Annotated in this window: 16 protein-coding genes; 11 read left to right on the forward strand and 5 right to left on the reverse strand. The window is 72.0% G+C overall.

The window, feature by feature from the left end; genetic code table 11:
- Both ABT129_RS35275 and ABT129_RS35280 read right to left on the reverse strand, forming a co-directional pair.
- On the reverse strand, positions 1–335 hold a 335-nt coding region (locus ABT129_RS35275), incomplete at its 3' end, for a PAS domain S-box protein (protein WP_351909852.1).
- A 289-nt stretch (positions 336–624) separates the two neighbouring features.
- Entirely contained in the window at positions 625–1,200 is a 576-nt protein-coding gene (locus ABT129_RS35280) for a hypothetical protein (protein ID WP_351909854.1), read from the reverse strand.
- A 199-nt stretch (positions 1,201–1,399) separates the two neighbouring features.
- Between ABT129_RS35280 and ABT129_RS35285 the strand changes: the two genes are divergently transcribed.
- Complete coding sequence (locus tag ABT129_RS35285) at positions 1,400–2,161, forward strand: isocitrate lyase/PEP mutase family protein (RefSeq protein ID WP_351909856.1); 762 nt, start codon at positions 1,400–1,402, stop codon at positions 2,159–2,161.
- A gap of 461 nt (positions 2,162–2,622) precedes the next feature.
- A complete protein-coding gene (locus tag ABT129_RS35290; RefSeq protein ID WP_351909858.1) occupies positions 2,623–2,922 on the forward strand; it encodes a hypothetical protein in 300 nt (99 codons plus the stop codon).
- 141 nt (positions 2,923–3,063) lie between these two features.
- On the opposite strand, the gene ABT129_RS35295 is transcribed toward ABT129_RS35290, so the two are convergent.
- Positions 3,064–4,044, reverse strand: coding sequence for an oxidoreductase (locus ABT129_RS35295; RefSeq protein WP_351909860.1), 981 nt, complete (start codon positions 4,042–4,044; stop codon positions 3,064–3,066).
- Between the two features lie 121 nt (positions 4,045–4,165).
- On the opposite strand from ABT129_RS35295, the gene ABT129_RS35300 reads away from it, so the two are divergent.
- Positions 4,166–4,780 (forward strand): TetR/AcrR family transcriptional regulator, encoded by a 615-nt coding sequence (locus tag ABT129_RS35300; protein WP_351909862.1) that lies wholly within the window; start codon positions 4,166–4,168, stop codon positions 4,778–4,780.
- Between the two features lie 134 nt (positions 4,781–4,914).
- Here ABT129_RS35300 and ABT129_RS35305 read toward each other — a convergent pair whose 3' ends face one another.
- A complete protein-coding gene (locus ABT129_RS35305; protein WP_351909864.1) occupies positions 4,915–6,186 on the reverse strand; it encodes a DUF3370 family protein in 1,272 nt (423 codons plus the stop codon).
- A gap of 92 nt (positions 6,187–6,278) precedes the next feature.
- The gene (locus ABT129_RS35310) at positions 6,279–8,405 is read right to left on the reverse strand and encodes a glycoside hydrolase family 10-like protein (protein ID WP_351909866.1); all 2,127 of its coding nucleotides are present in this window, start codon (positions 8,403–8,405) and stop codon (positions 6,279–6,281) included.
- Positions 8,406–8,720: 315 nt separating this feature from the next.
- Between ABT129_RS35310 and ABT129_RS35315 the strand changes: the two genes are divergently transcribed.
- The 8 genes from ABT129_RS35315 to ABT129_RS35350 all read left to right on the forward strand — a co-directional run bounded on the left by ABT129_RS35315 (position 8,721) and on the right by ABT129_RS35350 (position 17,707).
- On the forward strand, positions 8,721–10,031 hold the full coding sequence (locus ABT129_RS35315; RefSeq protein ID WP_351909868.1) for an ABC transporter substrate-binding protein: 1,311 nt from the start codon (positions 8,721–8,723) through the stop codon (positions 10,029–10,031).
- Positions 10,032–10,105: 74 nt separating this feature from the next.
- On the forward strand, positions 10,106–10,984 hold the full coding sequence (locus tag ABT129_RS35320) for a carbohydrate ABC transporter permease (RefSeq protein ID WP_351909870.1): 879 nt from the start codon (positions 10,106–10,108) through the stop codon (positions 10,982–10,984).
- The gene (locus ABT129_RS35325; protein ID WP_502982011.1) at positions 10,981–11,889 is read left to right on the forward strand and encodes a carbohydrate ABC transporter permease; all 909 of its coding nucleotides are present in this window, start codon (positions 10,981–10,983) and stop codon (positions 11,887–11,889) included. The genes ABT129_RS35320 and ABT129_RS35325 overlap by 4 nt, the downstream gene beginning before the upstream one ends.
- Positions 11,886–12,668 carry a GntR family transcriptional regulator gene (locus ABT129_RS35330; protein ID WP_351909872.1) on the forward strand — a complete coding sequence of 261 codons (783 nt, stop codon included), beginning with the start codon at positions 11,886–11,888 and terminating at the stop codon, positions 12,666–12,668. The genes ABT129_RS35325 and ABT129_RS35330 overlap by 4 nt, the downstream gene beginning before the upstream one ends.
- The gene (locus ABT129_RS35335; protein WP_351909873.1) at positions 12,665–13,612 is read left to right on the forward strand and encodes an ROK family protein; all 948 of its coding nucleotides are present in this window, start codon (positions 12,665–12,667) and stop codon (positions 13,610–13,612) included. Before ABT129_RS35330 ends, ABT129_RS35335 begins: the two co-directional genes overlap by 4 nt.
- Positions 13,609–15,150 (forward strand): DUF4127 family protein, encoded by a 1,542-nt coding sequence (locus ABT129_RS35340; RefSeq protein ID WP_351909875.1) that lies wholly within the window; start codon positions 13,609–13,611, stop codon positions 15,148–15,150. Before ABT129_RS35335 ends, ABT129_RS35340 begins: the two co-directional genes overlap by 4 nt.
- Positions 15,147–16,973: an FAD-dependent oxidoreductase gene (locus ABT129_RS35345; protein ID WP_351909877.1), complete on the forward strand. Its 1,827-nt coding sequence runs from the start codon at positions 15,147–15,149 to the stop codon at positions 16,971–16,973. Before ABT129_RS35340 ends, ABT129_RS35345 begins: the two co-directional genes overlap by 4 nt.
- Positions 16,970–17,707: an N-acetylmannosamine-6-phosphate 2-epimerase gene (locus tag ABT129_RS35350; protein ID WP_351909879.1), complete on the forward strand. Its 738-nt coding sequence runs from the start codon at positions 16,970–16,972 to the stop codon at positions 17,705–17,707. The genes ABT129_RS35345 and ABT129_RS35350 overlap by 4 nt, the downstream gene beginning before the upstream one ends.
- Positions 17,708–17,711: the final 4 nt, after the last annotated feature.

Raw genomic sequence — 17,711 nt, forward strand, 5'->3', positions numbered from 1 at the left:
TCGCGGCCGTCCTCCAGGCTGGCGCTGGTCACCTCGACGGGGAACTCGCTGCCGTCCGTGCGGCGGGCCATCATCCGGGTCGGCTTGGTACGGCCCCGCTCGTCGGTGCCCTCGGGGCGGCGCATGGAGCCGGGGATGAGCCGGGAATCGAAGTCCGGCAGCAGGTCGAGCAGACCGCGCCCGACGAGCGCGGTGCCCGGGGTCTCGAACATGCCGAGGGCGATCGTGTTGGCGTTGACGACCGTCCCGTCGCAGTTGACGAGCACGAGGCCGTCGGGGAGGGCATCGAGTACGGCTGCGAGGCGAACAGCGCCTTCGGGGTGGGGCGGGACCATGGCGACGTTTCCTTTCCGGACCTGGGAACCGGCAGGGCGGTGCGGTACCGAGCGTCATGGGCGTGGCTCCGCCCCACGGTCCGCGGCACATCGGGCCGGCTGCTGGAAAGGTAGTCGTCCCGCGCGGCCGTGAAGGGGGCGCAGGAGCACCGGGCGATGATCTTAAGGGTCCTTTGAGGCCATGATCAGGCGCACATGAGACGTGATCGGAAGGGCCGACCTCCGGGAACCGGCCCAGTCGCCTGACACCGGGCCGGTTCCGGTGCGCCGCGACCGATGCCGAAACGGTTCAGTGGGGGGCGGCCAGCCAGCGACGGACCACCTGAAGGCACACCGCGACCGCCACGACGAGTGCGCGCTGGTCCTCGTCGGCGATGCGCACCGGTTCCACGCGGTACCGCTGAAGCCCGTCGAAGGACCGTGCCGTGGAGACCGTGATGCGGGCTGTCACGTCGTCATGCTGGTCCGTCATCAGCCAGGTCCGGCCGGCGGGGGCGGACCGGGTGGCGCGCAGGGTGCCGCCGCCCTCGGCCTGTGCCTCAAGCAGTCGTGCGTGGCTGAGTCGGCGCGGTGAGCGGACCTCGCCGATGGGCGACCCGTCGGCGCCGCTGACCTGGAAGCGCGGCCGGGCGAGACCCCCGCCCGCGACCAGATGGACCGTGAGTACGGGACGGTCCGCAAGGTTCCGAAGGACGTATCGGTGCCCGGCGGTCTCATGGAGAGTCGCGAGGACAGTCCCGTCCGCGGCCAGCAGGTGCATCTTCGGACCGTGCCAGGCACGGAAGACCGGCCGGAGCGGCTCGGCGAGGACCAGCGTGCCGGACCCGAACAGCGCGGGAACGCGACCGAACTCGACACTGTCCACGCAGCCCCCAGGCCATCGCTGGTTCCTCGCTTCCCGGACGGTACGACGATCGGCTCACGCTCGCGGTTCCTTACGCGGGCACGTTCTCCCGGACCCATGCCTCAAGGCGGTCCGGCCTGGCGCTGCGGGGCACGATTTCGTCACCGGGAGGCGCCCGTCGGCACGTTGCTCGCGGTGATTCGGGGGTAGCGTCCTCGACATGGACTTTCGCACCACAGTTGAGCGCGCCGAGCGACTGAAGCAACTGCACGCCGAGCACCAGCCGCTCGTGCTGCCGACCGTCTGGGATGTCTGGTCCGCGCGGACGGCAGCCGACTCCGGGTTCCCCGCGCTGACGATCGGCAGCCATCCGCTCGCCGATTCCCGGGGGGCCGACGATCACGAGGGGCAGACGCTTGAGGAGGTGCTCGCCGCCGTCAGGCCCATCATCGCGGCGGTTGACGTCCCCGTGTCCGTGGACCTGGAGGCCGGGTACGGGCATGAGCCCGTCGATCTGGTCGCCGGACTGATCGAGGTGGGTGGCGTCGGTCTCAACATCGAGGACACCGTCCACTCGGACGGCGGGCGTCTCCGCAGTACACAGGAGCACGCGCACTACATCGCCGGACTGCGGGCGGCGGCCGACGACGCCGGTGTGCCCGTCTGGATCAACGGGCGCACCGACCTCTTCATGCAAGCGGAGGACGCTTCCGCGTTCCTCGACGAGGCGATCGAGCGCCTGCGTGCCCTGGAGCAGGCCGGCGCCGACAGCGTCTACCCGGTGGGCATCCAGGACAGCGACGACCTGCTCAAGGCGGTGATCAGCGCCGTCGCCCTTCCCGTGAACACGACGGCCCACCCGGTCAAGCACGATCTCGAGCGCTTCCGCCGTCTCGGCGTCGGCCGGATCACCTACGGTCCGCTGCTGCAGTTCGCCATGACGGACGCGATGAAGGACGTTCTCGGGCCGTGGAGGCCCTAGCCGTTCGCCGCGCGTCACCCCGGAGAGCTGGGTGACGGCGGACTGACGTGGTACGGGGGTGTTCGCCGGTGGCGTCCCGTACGGCTGGGTACCGCATGTCAGGCCTCTGGTCGGCCCGCCCTGCTCGTCCGGGACTCCGCACCGAGCCTCGCCGCCACCGGTTCCGCGTCCGCCCTTCCCGTAACCGCCCTACGGTCTCCCCTCAGGTTCGCGCCAGAGCGGAATCAGGGCTCCAGTCCTCCGGCCCGCGTCTCCTCGAAGGCGCCGAGGGCCTGGAGGTCGCTGGCGGCGAACACCGCGGTGGGGCGGTCCTCCCCCTCTTCTCCAGCGACGCGAGCTTCTTCGACGGGCGTGACAGGGCGGACCGGGAGTGAACTCCATCCGGGTTCGTTCATCCCTCGTACAGGGACCGGATCGCCTTCCCGCCGATGGAACGCTCCGCACGGGGTAGACGGGGCGGCATGGCACCGAAGACTGATCACCTCATGTCCTTGCGGGCCGGACGGCAACTGCGCCGGGTCCGTTCCTTCTACGCGGGGGGCACCCTGCTGTGGTCGGCGGCCGCGGCCTGGACCGTCTGGGCACACCCGGGGAGTCGCCAGATGTGGGTCTCCCTGTTCCTCATGGCGACCTTCACCGCTCTCCTCGTCGCGGCCTCCGTGTGGCTGCGGAGCCTGCGGAGTGCCGCTGAGGAGCCCCTTCCTGCGCATCACGCCGCGCCGCGACGCGTCGCCGTCGCACGGCACGCGAGGACGGCCTGACAGAGGGTCTGGCAGTACCAGGGTCCGCAGGTCCACGAGAGGGGCTGCCATGCGGCTTTCGCACCTGCCGCGACCGGCGTATTCGCCCTGGGTGTCACCACCGTAGAAGGTTCGACCCGTCAGGTTCTCCCTTCAGGGGAGTTACGCACGAGGCGGCGCGGCGGGCCACGGATAGCGCACGTCGGTGAGTTGTTCCGAGAGCATCCACAGCTGGTGGGCCGTATCGGAGTCCCGGAGGGCACGTTCCCGGCCGCGGAGGGCGGGCTCGCCCCGGAGCTGGAACGGCCCATCGGGCACGACGTAGCTCCCCCCTGGCAGGTGGGGGACGGTTGAGGCGTACAGGGAGGTCTTGGCGCCGTCTGGTGTGGGGCGGAAGGCGACGCGCAAGAGCAGGCGCGTGAGGATTCCGTACAGGGAGCCCCGGGTGCTGTTGGCGCCGCCGGTGAGCACGTTGGAACGAGTCAGTCCGGGGGCGACAGCCATGCTGCGCAGCCTCAGCCCGGCGGCATCCGCCCTTCGCTGCAGTTCTGTGGCGAAGTGGAGATTGGCCCGCTTGGACTGCACGTAGGCGAACGCCGCTCGGTAGCGGTGCTCGGCATTGAGGTTGGCCATGTCGAATCGGGCGAATCGCTGACCCTCGCTGCTGACGGTGACCACGCGCGGGTCGGGGGCGGCCAGCAGGTGAGGCATGAGGAGGCCGGTGAGCGCGAACGTGCCGAGGTGGTTGACGCCGAACTGCGACTCGAAGCCGTCGGCGGTCCGGGAGAACGGCACCATGGCGATGCCGGCGCTGTTGACCAGGAGATCGAGCCGGTCGTGGCTCCAGCCCTCGGCGAAACCGCGGACGGACCTCAAGTCGGCGAGGTCGAGCAGGCGTAGTTCGACGCGTGCGCCGGGGACTTCGGCCCGCAGCCGCTCCACGGCGTCCTGCCCGCGCTCGCGGTTACGGCATGCCAGGACCACATGGGCGCCGCGGCGGGCGAGTTCGCGAGCGGTGACGTATCCGATGCCGCTGTTGGAGCCGGTGACCACGGCCAGTCGCCCCGACTGGTCGGGGATGGAGTCCGGCGTCCAGCGATCGTGCAGCGGGACTCGGGCGGCAACCCGGGAGCCACGGGGCATGGGGACCTCCATCTGTGCGTCAGGGGTGCCTGCGGGCACGCGAGAGAGCCCGCATCGCAACGCGGAGTTGCGATAGCCTGATCCTGTCCATGTTCCGCCAATAACGCAACCAGGAGTTGCAATGGAGTCTGCTGGATCGCCCCCACGGCGGGCCGCCGTCGTCGGACGAGGCGACAAGATGCGCGCCGCCGTGCTGGAGGCGACCATCACCGAACTCACGCATGCCGGGTACGCCGCTCTGACCGTCGAAGGCGTCGCCCGACGGGCCGGAGTGCACAAGACGACGATCTACCGGAACTGGAAGGACTCCGACGGCCTTGTCGCCGACGCGCTGGCCGGCCACTTCGCCACAGACATCCTGATCCCCGACACCGGGTCGGTGGAGGGCGACCTGCGTGCGCTGGCCCGCTCTCTCGTCGCCACCATGACCACGCGAGCAGGCCGGGCCCTGCTCACCACCGTCCTCTCGGACGCCGTGCGCCTCCCACAGCTCGCCGAGATCAAGCACGCTCTCTTCGACGACCGGTTCCGACGGGCGGAACCCGTGGTCACCCGCGCCATCGAGCGCGGCGAACTCCCCGCCGACACCGACCCGGCCGAACTGCTCAAGGCCCTCGCCGCGCCGATCTACTTCCGGCTCGTGTTCACCGGCGAGCCGGTCGACGAGGCGACCGCAGACCGCGCGGTGCGCGTCGCACTGGCCGCCGCGCACGCCCGCGCGCTGCCGGCGGTGTGAGCGAGCGGGCTTCTGCGGGCACGCGTACGCGCAGCACCGCGATGATCGAAGCCGCCGGAGGCGGTGGGGCGGCGGGCTGCTGAGCGGCAGGTGTGTCGGCCGCCGCCCCCTCGGCACGGCTCACGTCCCCACGGTCAGGCGATGCTCTCGAACAGGATCTGCGACCCCGCCGTGATCAGGCCGGGTACGTAGAACTCCAGCCGGAGCGAACGCTGCCCCAGTGCGGGCACCGGGTACTCACCCAGGGTGTCGCGTGGCGCCGTCGGGCGGACGTAGACCGTCTGCACCTGCCGGGCTCCGCCGTCGAGTGTCGTGGCGAGGGCGCCGTTCCAGGTGTTGCCCGGGACGTCCTGAGTACCCGTGACGTTGGACCCGAAGGTGACCCGTACCTTCCTGGCCTGCGCCGACGGGTTGCGAAGGACGAGATCGATGTCGTACCGGGCACCGTAGTTGCCCCAGCTGCGCTGTGACGAGTCCCGGAGCGCCGCGGTGGCGGGGCTGGTCTGGTCGAGCGCCGGGACCTGCCGCTCGGTGGTGTTGAGGGCGAGTCCGAGGTGACTGCCCAGTGCTCCCGCCTCGATGGTGACGGGCCCCGTACGCCACTGGGATCCGGCGTAGACGCCGGACTCCCGCCCGTACGTGGTCGCGGTCTGGGAGGCGATGTTGCCCCTCGCCCAGGCGGAGTCGGTCTGCGACAGGTTGATCGCGGTGGTCGGGCTGCCGTCGCCGGTGACGACGGTGTAGACGTACACGCCGGCGCTCGCCGTGATCTCGAACCTGCCGTCGAGGATGGATCCCGTCATGGGGAGCCGAGCGGCCTGGACGGCCTGGCTCGGGTTGATGGACGTGGTGGCCAGGTAGGACCGGGTCGTGCCGTTGAGCCAGTCCAGCGAGGTGGCGTGGCAGGGGCCGGTTCCGGCGCGCGAGGCGGGGTCCTGGACCAGTGGCTTGTCTGCGTTGGTCCAGGCCGCGCCGCGCATGGACACGGTGACGGGCGCCGACCCGGGGTTGGAGACCAGGACGTGGAGGTAGGCCTGACCGCCGGTGCTGTTCTGGTGGTAGACGTACAGGGGGAAGGTGCCGGACAGGGCCCGCGGGGACCCGCCTCGGGCCTGGCTGTTCCGTGCGTGCTGGGTGAGCCACCCCGTGCTGGTGACGGTCTCGGGGTTGTTGGAGACGACCATCTCGGGGCCGCTCGTGCCGCCGGGGAGCTGGAGCAGAAGGTCCCTGGGGACGGTCGGGCCGGGAGCGGTGGGAGGGCCGGGGCGCCAGGCTCCGGCGCCGATGACCGTTTCTTCCGAACGGGCCGAGGCGGGGCCCGCGGTCGCGGGCAGCGACAGGGCGCCGCCCACGAGGGACGCGCCGGCCATGCCGAGCAGGCTGCGACGTGACAGGTCGGGGGTCACGGGAGACCTCTTTTCACGGGATCGGGGAGGGGGACGGCTTTTCACGGGATCGGGGAGGGGGACGGCGGTGGTGCGGCGGACTCCGTGGTGGATCAGTGCTTCGAGGTCCGCAGCCAGCGCTGTGCCATGCGCAGATCTCTGGTGACGCCGTCGCGGAAGCCGGGGTTCTCGCCCGTCCCCCAGCCGACGGCGCGGTCGAGAGCGGCCTCCAGGAGGCGCGCGGCGGCGTCGTGGGCGGCGGGAGCGCCGGTCCGCAGGAGGGCTGCCGCGGCCGTGAGGCGCGCGCGGACGGGTGCGGCTTCTCCTCGGCTCACACACCGTCCGGTGGCCGCGTCGACACGCTGGACGAGGTCGGTCGCCAGGGTGCGGGTGGCTGCGATGGGATCGGCGTGAGGTGCCGTGGCGGGGGTGCGGTACACGCCCTTGGCCAGTGCCGCCGCCTGGACGTCGGTGAGTTGGTTGGAGGCGAACAGCGCGCTTCCGTCGGAGTCGGCGTCGTTGACGGCCTGGAGCTGGTCGCCGATCAAGGAGGACGAAGAGCCGTGGAAGGGTCCGTAGGTCGCCGTGTACAGCGGGACGTCGCCGACGCGCCGGCGCATGACGGCGGTGTCCTGGCCCACGGACGAGGGGGAGGTGCCGAAGGACATGCCGGTGAGGAAGTCCATGTACCCGGCGTCGACCCACGCGCCCCAGTTCTGGAACTTCTTCCTCTGTCCGTCGACGGGGTCGGCGAAGACGGCGGCGGACAGCGCCGCGCCCGGCCTGAGCCGCTCCTGCGTCGCGCGGACGTCGGCGACGAAGGTGGTCACGTTCCGTTCCCGCCACGCGTTCCAGACGGGCCACAGGGGGTCGTGCTCGGTCAGCGTGTACGGGTCGGCGCCGTGGTCCCGGGCGAACGCGGCGCGGCTGGTGTCGCTGTACGAGAATCCGGCGTCGTACGGGAGCGAGACGGGGTAGCGGATGTAGTCGAGGTGCAGTCCGTCGATGGCGTACTCCGTCAGGAGCTCGGTGAAGACGGACGCGATGTACGACCGGGCGCCCGGGTGCGCGGGGTCGACGAAGTAGTACCCCTTCTCCTGGGACGACGGCCGCGGGCCGGCCGCGCCGACGTCCTCCCGTTCGACGGCCGCCCACTCCGGGTGCGCGCTGAGCACGGGGCCGGGGCCCCTGCCCTCCGCGGAGTCGGCACCGACGAAGAAGGTGTGGGTCCAGGCGTGGAGCTCCATGCCGCGCTCGTGCGCGGCGTCGATCCACACCTTCAGCGGGTCGAACCCGCGCATGGAGGGGCGCTGGTCCTCGATTCCCGCCGCCGCCGCGACCTTGGAGGGATAGATGGTGTACCCCTGCCACACGGTCTCCAGGAAGACCATGGTGAAGCCCGAGGCCTTGATGCGGTCCACGGCCGCCCGGATGGCCTCGGGCGTCGTCTCGGTGGGGCGTACCCAGACGCCGCGGCCCTCGGCCGGTCGTGAGGCGCGGGTTCCGTCGGCGGCGGCGCGGGCCCGGGACAGCGCCTGGGTGGCCGTACGCGTGGCCTCCTCCTGGCGGCCCGCCTCGAACAGGGCCCGGGCCTCGCCGATCAGCTCCTCGGCGAGGCCGAGTTCGTCCCGCACCGTCTTCCTGGGGAAGACGGTGCAGGCGCCGTCGGCGGTCACCAGTCGTTCGTGTGCGTCGGCGGCCGCGACCTCGGCCGCCATGACGGCGGTGAGCCCGTCCGTGGTGATCGTCAGGGTGTTGCCGTCGAGGGTGACGAGCGCCCCCACGACGGAGTGGTCCGTGAGCCACCGGGCGGCCTGCCCGTGGCCGGAGAGCACCAGACCGTCGGCGGGAATGGTCCGGTCGTTGCCGCCCACGGCGGTGACGCGGCCCTGACGGACGACGACGTCGATGCCGTAGGCGTTCGTCCGAGTGGAGGGCTGCCCGTAGGCAGGTGTGTAGACGAGGAGTTGGTCCACTCCTCGGCACCCGGGGAAGCAGGCGCCCTGGGAGTCGAGGCCGCCGGGGTTGTTCGCGGGGGTCGGGTCGACGGCGTCGACGCGGCGGACGGCGGGAGTCGGCGGGTCGGCGGGGAGGCCGGGGTGCGGGTCGTCGGCAGCCGCCGCGGACGCCGAGGCGGCGGTGGCTTCGGACAGCGGGGTGTGGGGGAGCGGGCTGAGAAAGAGCGCTGTCGCCACGGCCGTTGTCGGCAGGAGGCGGAGGAGAGGACGGCTCTTGCGCATGAAGGGCCCTTCACGGGAACGAGACAGACGCTCGAACTATCAGCAAGAGGTCCGTACAAGTCAACGGGTCAGACCGAGAAGACCCGCATGACTGCCGGGCTATTGACAGATTGGTTCGAACCAGCGAACACTCTGGCCCACAAGTGGTACGAACCACTTGTGGGTGGATCGCCACAGCAGCCAGGACGGGTCGCAGAAGTGCGGCCCCGCACGGGGTCGGTGTCATGCCGCCCGGGTGGTCGGCGTCACGGCGACCGCCCTTCGGCCCCGGTGACGGTGCCGACCACCCCCGAACAGCCAGAGCTTAGGAGCACCATGCCCGCCAGCAGAGGCCTGCGCCTTGCGTCCCTCGCGCTCGTCACCCTCACCTCCGTCACCGCCTGCGGCCTGGGGAACGGCAACGCCACGGACACCGGGAGTAGCGGCGCGAAGGGTGAGGTGAAGGGGCAGATCACGTTTCAGACGCTCCAGCTGAAGCCGGTCTTCACCGACTACATCGAAGGCGTGATCGTCGACTTCGAGAAGAAGAACCCGGGCACCGACGTGAAGTGGGTGGACATCCCCTTCCAGGGCGCGCAGGAGAAGATCACGGCCGATGCCGCGGCCGGCGCCCTCCCGGACGTCGTCAACCTCAACCCCCAGTTCGCCCAGGCCCTGCAGGCCAAGGGGCTGTTCGTCGACACGGACGAGGCGGCCGCCGACGTCAAGGGGGAGTACGTTCCCGGCGCGTGGAGCGCGTTCAGCGTCCCCGGCAAGCCGGGCTCCTACGGTCTGCCCTGGTACCTCACCTCCGAGGTCACCATGTACAACAAGGGTCTCCTCACCAAGGCCGGGCTCGACGCCGACAAGCCGCCGGCCACCTTCGACGAACTCCTCGCCGCCGGACGGAAGGTGTCCGCGGCCGGCAAGGGGGCCTTCTACGGCATCCACCCGGCACTGGAGAACCGCTTCGTGACCGACCTCGCGAAGCAGGGTGTCCCCCTGCTCGCGGACGACGGGAAGACCTGGACGTTCAACACGCCCGCCGCCGAGGCCTACCTCACCAAGCTGGTCGACGCCTACCGCTCCGGCGTCTACCCCAAGGACTCCCTCACCCAGGACCACTCCAAGGAGACCGAGGCCTACCAGGCGGGCCGCATCGGCCTGTTCCCCTCCGGCCCCAACTTCCTGAAGATCATCAAGGACAACGCCAAGCAGATCGCGGACCAGACCGGCGTCGGACCTCAGATCACCGGCACCGACGGCGTCACCAACATGTCCGTCATGGGCCTGCTGGTACCCAAGAGCAGCAAGAACGCCGCCACGGCACTCGCCTTCGCGAAGTTCGTCACCAACGCCGAGAACCAGCTGCGCTTCAGCAAGCTGGTCACCATCCTCCCCAGCACCACCGCGTCGCTGAAGGACCCCTACTTCAGCGACACCTCGGACGGCACGGTGGAGAGCAAGGCCCGCGCCATCTCCGCCGCCCAGATCGCCAAGGCCGAGAACCTCGTCCCCGTCCAGTACGACGAGCGGATCACCAAGGCCGTCATCGGCAAGGTCGAACTCGCCCTCCAGGGCGACCTGACGCCCAAGCAGGCTCTCGACCAGGCCGTGGCAGCGGCCAACGCCATCACCGCGAAGTAGTCCGGCAGGCACCTCGCGGGCCCCGTGTCACGGGGACCGCGGTCTGCGCACCACCGAACGTACGGAGTGATCCCGTGACCGGCCGCCGCTGGTACGTCCCCTGGCTCTTCCTCACGCCGGCACTGCTCTTCGCCGTCGTGTTCTTCATCCTGCCCTTCGCCAACACGCTCGTGCTGTCGTTCACCGACGCCAGCACGCTCGGCGGCGGCACGTTCACGGGCCTGTCCAACTACGAACGGCTCCTTCACGACGAGGCGTTCTGGCTCTCCCTGCGCAACACCGCCCTGTACGTCCTCGGTGTCGTACCGCCCCTCGTCGTCCTGCCGCTGCTGCTCGCGGTCCTGGTCCAGCGGAAGATCGCCGGAGTCGGATTCTTCCGGGCCGTCTTCTACTCTCCCGTGGTCGCCTCCATGGTCGTCGCCGGCCTCCTGTGGTCCTGGCTGCTGTCCAGCGACGGCCTGGTCAACGCCGCCCTGCGCGTCACCGGCCTCGTCGATGCTCCCGTGCCGTTCCTCACCGACGCCGACCTGCTGCTGGTCAGCGCCATGGTGATGACGGTGTGGAAGGGCCTCGGCTACTACATGGTCGTCTACCTCGCCGCCCTGGCGAACGTCCCCCGGTCCCTGCTGGAGGCGGCCGAGGTCGACGGCGCCGGCCCGGTGAGGCGCTTCCTCAGCGTCACCGTCCCCGTCATCCGGCCCACCATGATCCTCGTCGCCACCCTCGCCGCGATCGCCTCCGGCAAGGTCTTCGCCGAGATCTACACCCTCAGCGACGGCAGCGCGGGGCCCGGCGGCGAAGCCCGCACGCTGGTCTTCACCATCCGGGAGACCGGCCTCGGACTCGGCGGCGAAGCCGGCTATGCCTCCGCCATGAGCATCCTGCTCTTTCTCGCCACCCTGGGCCTCTCCGTCTTCGTCACACGCCTCAACACCCGGGAGGAGCGAGCGTGACCACCAGCCTCACCGACCGCACCACCAGCACAGGCACCCTCGCGGAGCCCGCGCCCGCGCCGCGGCGGCCCCGTCCCAGGCCCCGCCGCACGGCCGGCCTCGTCCTGCGCTACCTCCTGCTCCTGGCCGTCACCCTGATCACCGTCGGCCCCTTCCTGTGGCAGCTGTCCACCTCGCTGAAGGGAGTCGGGGAGAACGTCTACGGCTACCCGCCCCAACTCCTGCCCCGCCACCCCACGACCGACCACTACGCCAACGTCTTCAGCACCCTGCCGGTGCTGGAGTACGCCACCAACTCGCTCGTCGTCGCTGTCAGTTGCGCCCTGACCAACTGCGTGTTCGGCTCGATGGCGGGCTACGCCCTGGCGCGCATGCGCTTCGCCGGCCGGCGCGTCGCCTTCGGGATCTTCCTCGCCACCATGATCATCCCCTTCGAGTCGATCATGGTCTCCGAGTTCCTCATCGTGCGCTCGCTGCGCCTGAACGACACCCTCATCGGCGTCGCGATCCCCCTCGCCGTCAGCGGACTCTCCGTCCTCCTGCTGCGCAACGCCTTCCGCGCCCTGCCCCGGGAGATCGAGGAGGCCGCCGTACTGGACGGCGCGAAGGAGTGGCAGCGCTTCTGGCGCATCGCGCTCCCCTCCGTCCGCGGCACCCTCGCAGTCGTCGCGATCTTCAGCTTCGTCTTCGCCTGGGACGACTTCCTCTGGCCGCTCATTGTCCTGTCCGATCCCGGGAACTACACCCTGACCGTGGGGATCCAGTACCTCTCGGGCACCTTCACCAACGATCAGCGGGTGATCGCCGCAGGCACGATGATTGCCGTGGTACCGCTGCTCGCCCTCTTCTTCGCGCTGCAGCGGTACTTCTTCCGAGGCGTCGGCGAAGGCGGGGTAAAGGGATGAACAGCCCGGACACACACACGGACACGGCGACGGCCCGGGCGGCCGCCGAGGACGGCCGTGAGGACCGCAAGCCCGCGAAGCACGAAGCCCTCAGGCTCGCCCTGACCGCCATGATCGACGAAGGCCTCGCGGCACACGAACTGCTGCCGAGCGAACGCGAGCTGATGGCTCGTTTCCACGTCAGTCGCATGACGGTGCGCCGGGCCGTCGAACGACTGGCCCAGGAGGGTCGCGTCTACCGCGTCCAGGGCGCCGGCACCTTCGTCGCGGAGCAGTCCACCATCTCCAAGTCCCTCCGGCTCAGCTCGTTCTCCGAGGACATCCGGGCCCGCCGCATGACCCCGGACAGCCGCCTCCTCGTCCGCGAACGCGTGGAAGCGGACCTCGTCTGCGCCCGTGACCTGCGCCTCACCCCGGGAACGGCCGTCGTCCACCTGGAGCGGCTGAGGACGGCGGACGGCGAGCCGATGTGCCTGGAGAACGTCTGGGTGCCCGAGAGCCTCGTCCCCGGCCTCGCCGACGACACCGCCGCACCGCAGTCCCTCTACGGCCTGTTGGAGCGGGCGGGAGCCGCTCCCCAGTCCGCCGACCAGACCATCCGGGCCACGGTGCTCGACCCGCGACAGGCCGAACTGCTCGACGTCCCCGCCCACTTCCCGGCCCTGGAGGTCGAGCGCGTCACCCGCGACGCCCGCGGCCGCTCCGTGGAACGCGCCGTCAGCCTCTACCGTGCCGACCGCTACGACTTCAAACTCACGATCAGCAGGGAGCCACGGTGAGAGACGCGATTCTCGCCCTCGACATCGGTGGCACGACCACCACCGCGGCCTACGTCGGACCCGACCACACCGTCCACGCCCGGCTGTCCGCCCCCACCCCCGCCCGTGACGGGGCGGCAGCCGTGGTCGACCGGGCCGTGCGGCTCCTCGCGACGTCGCGCGGCCAGGCCACCGCGGCGGGCCTCGCCGCCCCGGTCGCGCTCGGCATCGGCACCGCGGGCGTCGTCGACCCCGAGGGCCGGACGATCACCCACGCCACCGACGCGCTCCCCGGCTGGGCGGGCACACCTCTCGCCCGGCTCGCCCACCGGCTCACCGGACTGCCCACCACGGTCCTCGGCGACGTCCAGGCCTTCCTCGTGGGGGAGAGCACCCCGCGGGGCGCCGCCAGAGGCGCCCGGACGGCCATCGGGGTGATGGCCGGAACAGGCGTCGGCGGAGCGGTGTGGACCGAGGGCACCGTGCTGCGCGGAGCACGCGGCGCCGCAGGCCACATCGGCCACGTCCCCGTCCCGCAGGCAGCGGGACTCACCTGCCCGTGCGGCGCGCGGGACCATGTCGAAGCGGTGGCCTCCGGACCGTCCATGGCGGCGGCGCTCGCGGCCGCCGGACCCCAGTACGCCTCCGTCCGCACCCTCCAGGACGTCTCCAGACTCGCCGCCCGCGGCGAAGCCCGCGCGCGCGGCGTCCTGACCCGAGGCGGCGAAGCCCTCGGCACGGCACTGGCCGGCCTCGTCGCGACCCTCGACCCCGACCGCGTCGTCATCTCCGGCGGCGTCCTCAACTCCGGCCCCTACTACCTCGCCGGACTGCGCGACACCCTGGCCTCGCACTCCCTGCCCGCACTCGCGGACACCACCGTGACCGCCTCGCGCCTCGGCGCGGACGCGGTCCTGCTCGGCGCGGCCGAGACCGCCCGCCGCACCTTCCGGGAACCCTCATGACGGACCAGGACCCGCGCCCCACCATCGCCCTCGTGCCCCTCGACGAGCGGCCCGCCTGCGCCCACCTGCCGGTCGCCGTCGCCCGGATCGCCGGCGTGCGCGCCGTGCTCCCCCCGCCACGGCTCCTGCCCTCCGGCCGCGTTCCCGGCGACCCCGACGCCCTCGGCCGATGGCTCTCCGGGACGGCGCGCTCGGCCGTCGCCGCAGTCGTCTCCCTGGAAACGCTGGGGTACGGGGGCCTCATCGCCTCCCGTACCCGCGACGCGACGATCGCCGAGGTCACGCGGCGCTGGACCGCACTGCGCGACCTCGCACGTCCTGGCACACCCGTGCACGCGGTCACTCTCATCACCCGCACCCCCGACTCCCCGGACGCCGGCGAGGAACCGTCGTACTGGGACCCCCACGGGCCCGCCCTGCACCAGTACTCCGCACACCTGCACCGGCACGGCGGCGCCGCGGTGCCCCCACCGCCGGAACTGCCCGCGGAGGTGCGCGCCGACTTCCTCCGCCGCCGCCTGCGCAACCACGCCCTGAACATCGCCGCGCTCGAACTCGTGGCGGACGCCACCCTGACCTCGCTCGTCATCGGCGCCGACGACACCGCGCCCTTCGCCCTCGCCACCGCCGAACTGGGCTGGCTCGGCACCTGGAACGACTGGCTCGGAACACAGCGGCGCGTCACCGTCCGGCCGGGCGCCGACGAAGCCTGCTCCACCCTCGTCGCCCGCTGCCTCGTCGACCACTTCGGCGGACCACCGCCCACCGTGACGGTCGAGGCCGTCGACCCCCGAGGGCTCGCCAGGATCGCTCCGTACGAGAACGTCACCGTCGCCGAGACCGCGCGCGGCCAGATCCACGCCTGCGGCGCACGCCCCGCCGACCCGTCGGACCGCGCGGACGTCCACCTCCTCGTCCACACCCCCGACGGCTCCGGGGACTGGGCCGTCGACCCACCCGACCGGAGCGGCGCCGACCGCGCGGCGCGGCACGGCGCGGACCGGCTCGCCGGCCGCGCGGCCGACCTGATCGCCGCCGGAAGGAGCGTGGCCGTCGCCGACTGCGCCCAGCCGAACGGCGCCGACCCCCTCCTCGTCGACGCCCTCGTCCGCCACGGGGTGCTGGAGCACCTGTCCGGCTACGCCGGATGGAACACCGCCGGAAACACCCTCGGTTCCACGCTCGCCCAAGCGGTCGCCGTCCACACCGCGCGCCGGGCCGGAACGTTCGACCGGACCGCCCACCACACCCTCCTGCTGCACCGCCTCCTGGAGGACTGGGCCTACATGACCCACGTCCGCACCGAGCTGCGCCGCCGCCTGGGGAGCGACCCGACCCGCCACGACCACGTCCCCGACGGCCACCCCCTGCTCGCCGACGCCGAACAGCTCCTGCGGGACCACCGCGACCTGCTGCCCGCCTTCGGCGGCCTCACCGTCACCCCCGGGACGCTGCGCCTGCCCTGGCAGCGCACCTTCGAAGCCGACTTCGCCCTCTCGCCGCGCCGGCCCACCCACCCCGCCGAGGACCACCGATGACCACCACCGACTCCCACGCCCCCGCGGCCCGCCCCCTGACCACCGACGTCGCCGTCATCGGAGGCGGCCTCGGCGCGGTCGCCGCCGCGCTGGCCGCAGCCCGCGAAGGCCGCGGCGTCGTCCTCGCCGCCCACCTCGGACGCCTCGGCGGACAGGCCACCACCCAGCTCGTCCCGGCACTCGACGAGCACCCCCACGTGGAGACGGCCGGTGTCTCCCGGTCCTACCGCGCGTTCCGCAACCTGATCCGGGAACGGTACGACGGCATCGAGAACCCCGGCGGCGGCTGGGTCAGCCGCCTCTGCTTCGAACCCGCCGCGGCCGAGCACGCCATCGACACCCTCCTCGCCCCCCACATAGCCGCCGGCCACCTCACCGTGCTGCGATCCGTCACCCCGACAGCGGCCCGGCGCCACGGCGACCGCGTCGAAACCGTGACGCTCGACGGCCCCGGCGGGCGGTACGAGCTGACCGCGGACCTCTTCCTCGACGCCACCGAGGACGGCCGGCTCCTGCCGCTGACCGGCACCCCGTGGGTGGCCGGATCCGAGGGAACCGACGCGTACGGCGAGTCCCTCGCCCTCGAAGGCGGTCCGCACCCCGACGCCGTCCAGTCCTGCACCGTGGGCTTCGTCGTCTCCCACGAACCCGACCACCCCGTCGCCTCCCACCCCGCACCGGCCGACTACGCCTCCCTCAGGGCCGGGCAGCCCTTCACCCTGGAGATCGCGGGCTGGGACGACCGCCTCCACCGGTACCGGATGTTCACCGAAGGGCCCGACGGCCACCCGCCGTTCTGGACGTACCGGCGCCTGCGCGACAGCTCGCGGCTGACCGGACCCGACATCGCCCTCATCAATTGGGCGGGGAACGACTACGCCGGCACCTCCAGCCTCGCCCACCCCGCCGCGGCCCACCGCGAGGCCAGACGCCTCTCCGCCGCCTTCCTGCACTGGCTGCGCACCGACTGCCCCCGCGACGACGGCAAGGGGACCGGCTACCCGGGCCTGCGCCTCGCCCCCGCCGTCGCCGGAACCCAGGACGGCTACGCCGAGGAGCCCTACCTGCGCGAATCCCGCAGAGTGCGGACCACCCGGCCGATCCGCCAGCAGGACCTGGAACCCGTGCACGGCGCCGCACGCGCCAGGAACATGACCGACTCCGGCGGCCTCACCAGTTACCACATGGACCTGCACGCACGCATCGGACACCCGGCGAGCGCCTACGCCCCCACCTCGCCGTTCCAGATCCCCCTCTCCGCCCTCGTCAGCGACCACACCACGAACCTCCTGGCCGCGGCCAAGAACCTGGCGGCCACGCAGGTCGCCGCCTCCGCCTACCGCGTCCACCACGGCGAATGGGCCGTCGGCGAGGCCGCGGGCACCCTCGCCGCCCTCAGCGTGGAGCAGGCACGCACACCCCGTGCCCTCATCGACGACCGGCGCTCCCTCACCCGCGTCCAGATCCGGTTCACCCTGGCCGGCATGCCGCTCGCCTGGTTCACCGACATCCCGCCCCACCACCCCCTCGGCACGCCCGCCCACCTCCTGGCGGCGGCCGGTGCCCTCGTCGGCGCCCGCGCCGAGGAACTCCACCTCCGTCCCGAAGAGCCCGCCACCGAACAGGAACAGGACGCCCTCCTCGCGGCGGCGGCCCGCGTCCTCGCCGAGCCACGCGTGGCGCGCCCCGACACCCCCGAACGACCGACGTGGGGCCGCCTCGCCCGGGAGCTCGGCGCCTACGTGGAACGGGCGCTCGGTCCACAACCGGCCGAACACCACTGGCAGACGGACGCGCGGGACGACCAGGGAGCAACGACATGAACCATCGCCGACTCCCCACCACGTGGCCCGTGACCACCTCCCCCCTCCTCGACACGCTGAGGAACGGCCTCGTCGTCTCCTGCCAGGCGCGGCCCGGAGAACCGCTCCACGGACCCGACTTCATGGCGGCGATGGCCCGCAGCGCCGTGCTCGGCGGAGCACGGGCGATCAGGGTCAACGGGCCCCTGGACACCGAGGCCGTCCGCCACGCCGTCGACGTGCCCGTCATCGGCCTCTGGAAGGACGGCGACGACGGCGTCTACATCACGCCGACGCTCACCCACGCGCTCCGCGTCGCCGAAGCGGGGGCCGACGTCGTCGCCCTGGACGCCACCGCCCGTCCCCGCCGCGACGGCCTCGGCCTCGCCGAGACCATCGCCGCGATCCACGCCACCGGCACCCTCGTCATGGCCGACATCGCCACCGTCGACGAGGGCGTGGCGGCCGCCTCCGCAGGCGCGGACATGATCTCCACCACCCTCTCCGGATACACCCCCGACAGCCCGGGCCACGCGGGACCCGACCTCGGACTCGTCGCGGAGCTGGCCGCCGCGGTCACCGTTCCGGTGTTCGCCGAGGGCCGCTACGCCACCCCCGCCCAAGCGGCCCAGGCGCTGATCCTGGGAGCCCACGCCGTCGTCGTCGGCGGAGCCATCACCCGCCCCACCGACATCACCACCCACTTCGTCAGCGCCCTCGACACCTTCCCCGCAGAACGCAGGACGGCGAAGTGACCCC

This window comes from Streptomyces sp. NPDC002057 (assembly GCF_040296665.1).
Taxonomy (GTDB): Bacteria; Actinomycetota; Actinomycetes; order Streptomycetales; family Streptomycetaceae; genus Streptomyces.

Bases quoted from the DNA above. Each gene is read 5' to 3' on its own strand.
- ABT129_RS35310 (WP_351909866.1), bottom strand. From the start codon at position 8,405: ATGCGCAAGAGCCGTCCTCTCCTCCGCCTCCTGCCGACAACGGCCGTG.
- ABT129_RS35340 (WP_351909875.1), top strand. From the start codon at position 13,609: ATGACGGACCAGGACCCGCGCCCCACCATCGCCCTCGTGCCCCTCGAC.
- ABT129_RS35330 (WP_351909872.1), top strand. From the start codon at position 11,886: ATGAACAGCCCGGACACACACACGGACACGGCGACGGCCCGGGCGGCC.
- ABT129_RS35350 (WP_351909879.1), top strand. From the start codon at position 16,970: ATGAACCATCGCCGACTCCCCACCACGTGGCCCGTGACCACCTCCCCC.
- ABT129_RS35345 (WP_351909877.1), top strand. From the start codon at position 15,147: ATGACCACCACCGACTCCCACGCCCCCGCGGCCCGCCCCCTGACCACC.
- ABT129_RS35295 (WP_351909860.1), bottom strand. From the start codon at position 4,044: ATGCCCCGTGGCTCCCGGGTTGCCGCCCGAGTCCCGCTGCACGATCGC.
- ABT129_RS35315 (WP_351909868.1), top strand. From the start codon at position 8,721: ATGCCCGCCAGCAGAGGCCTGCGCCTTGCGTCCCTCGCGCTCGTCACC.
- ABT129_RS35300 (WP_351909862.1), top strand. From the start codon at position 4,166: ATGGAGTCTGCTGGATCGCCCCCACGGCGGGCCGCCGTCGTCGGACGA.
- ABT129_RS35290 (WP_351909858.1), top strand. From the start codon at position 2,623: ATGGCACCGAAGACTGATCACCTCATGTCCTTGCGGGCCGGACGGCAA.
- ABT129_RS35285 (WP_351909856.1), top strand. From the start codon at position 1,400: ATGGACTTTCGCACCACAGTTGAGCGCGCCGAGCGACTGAAGCAACTG.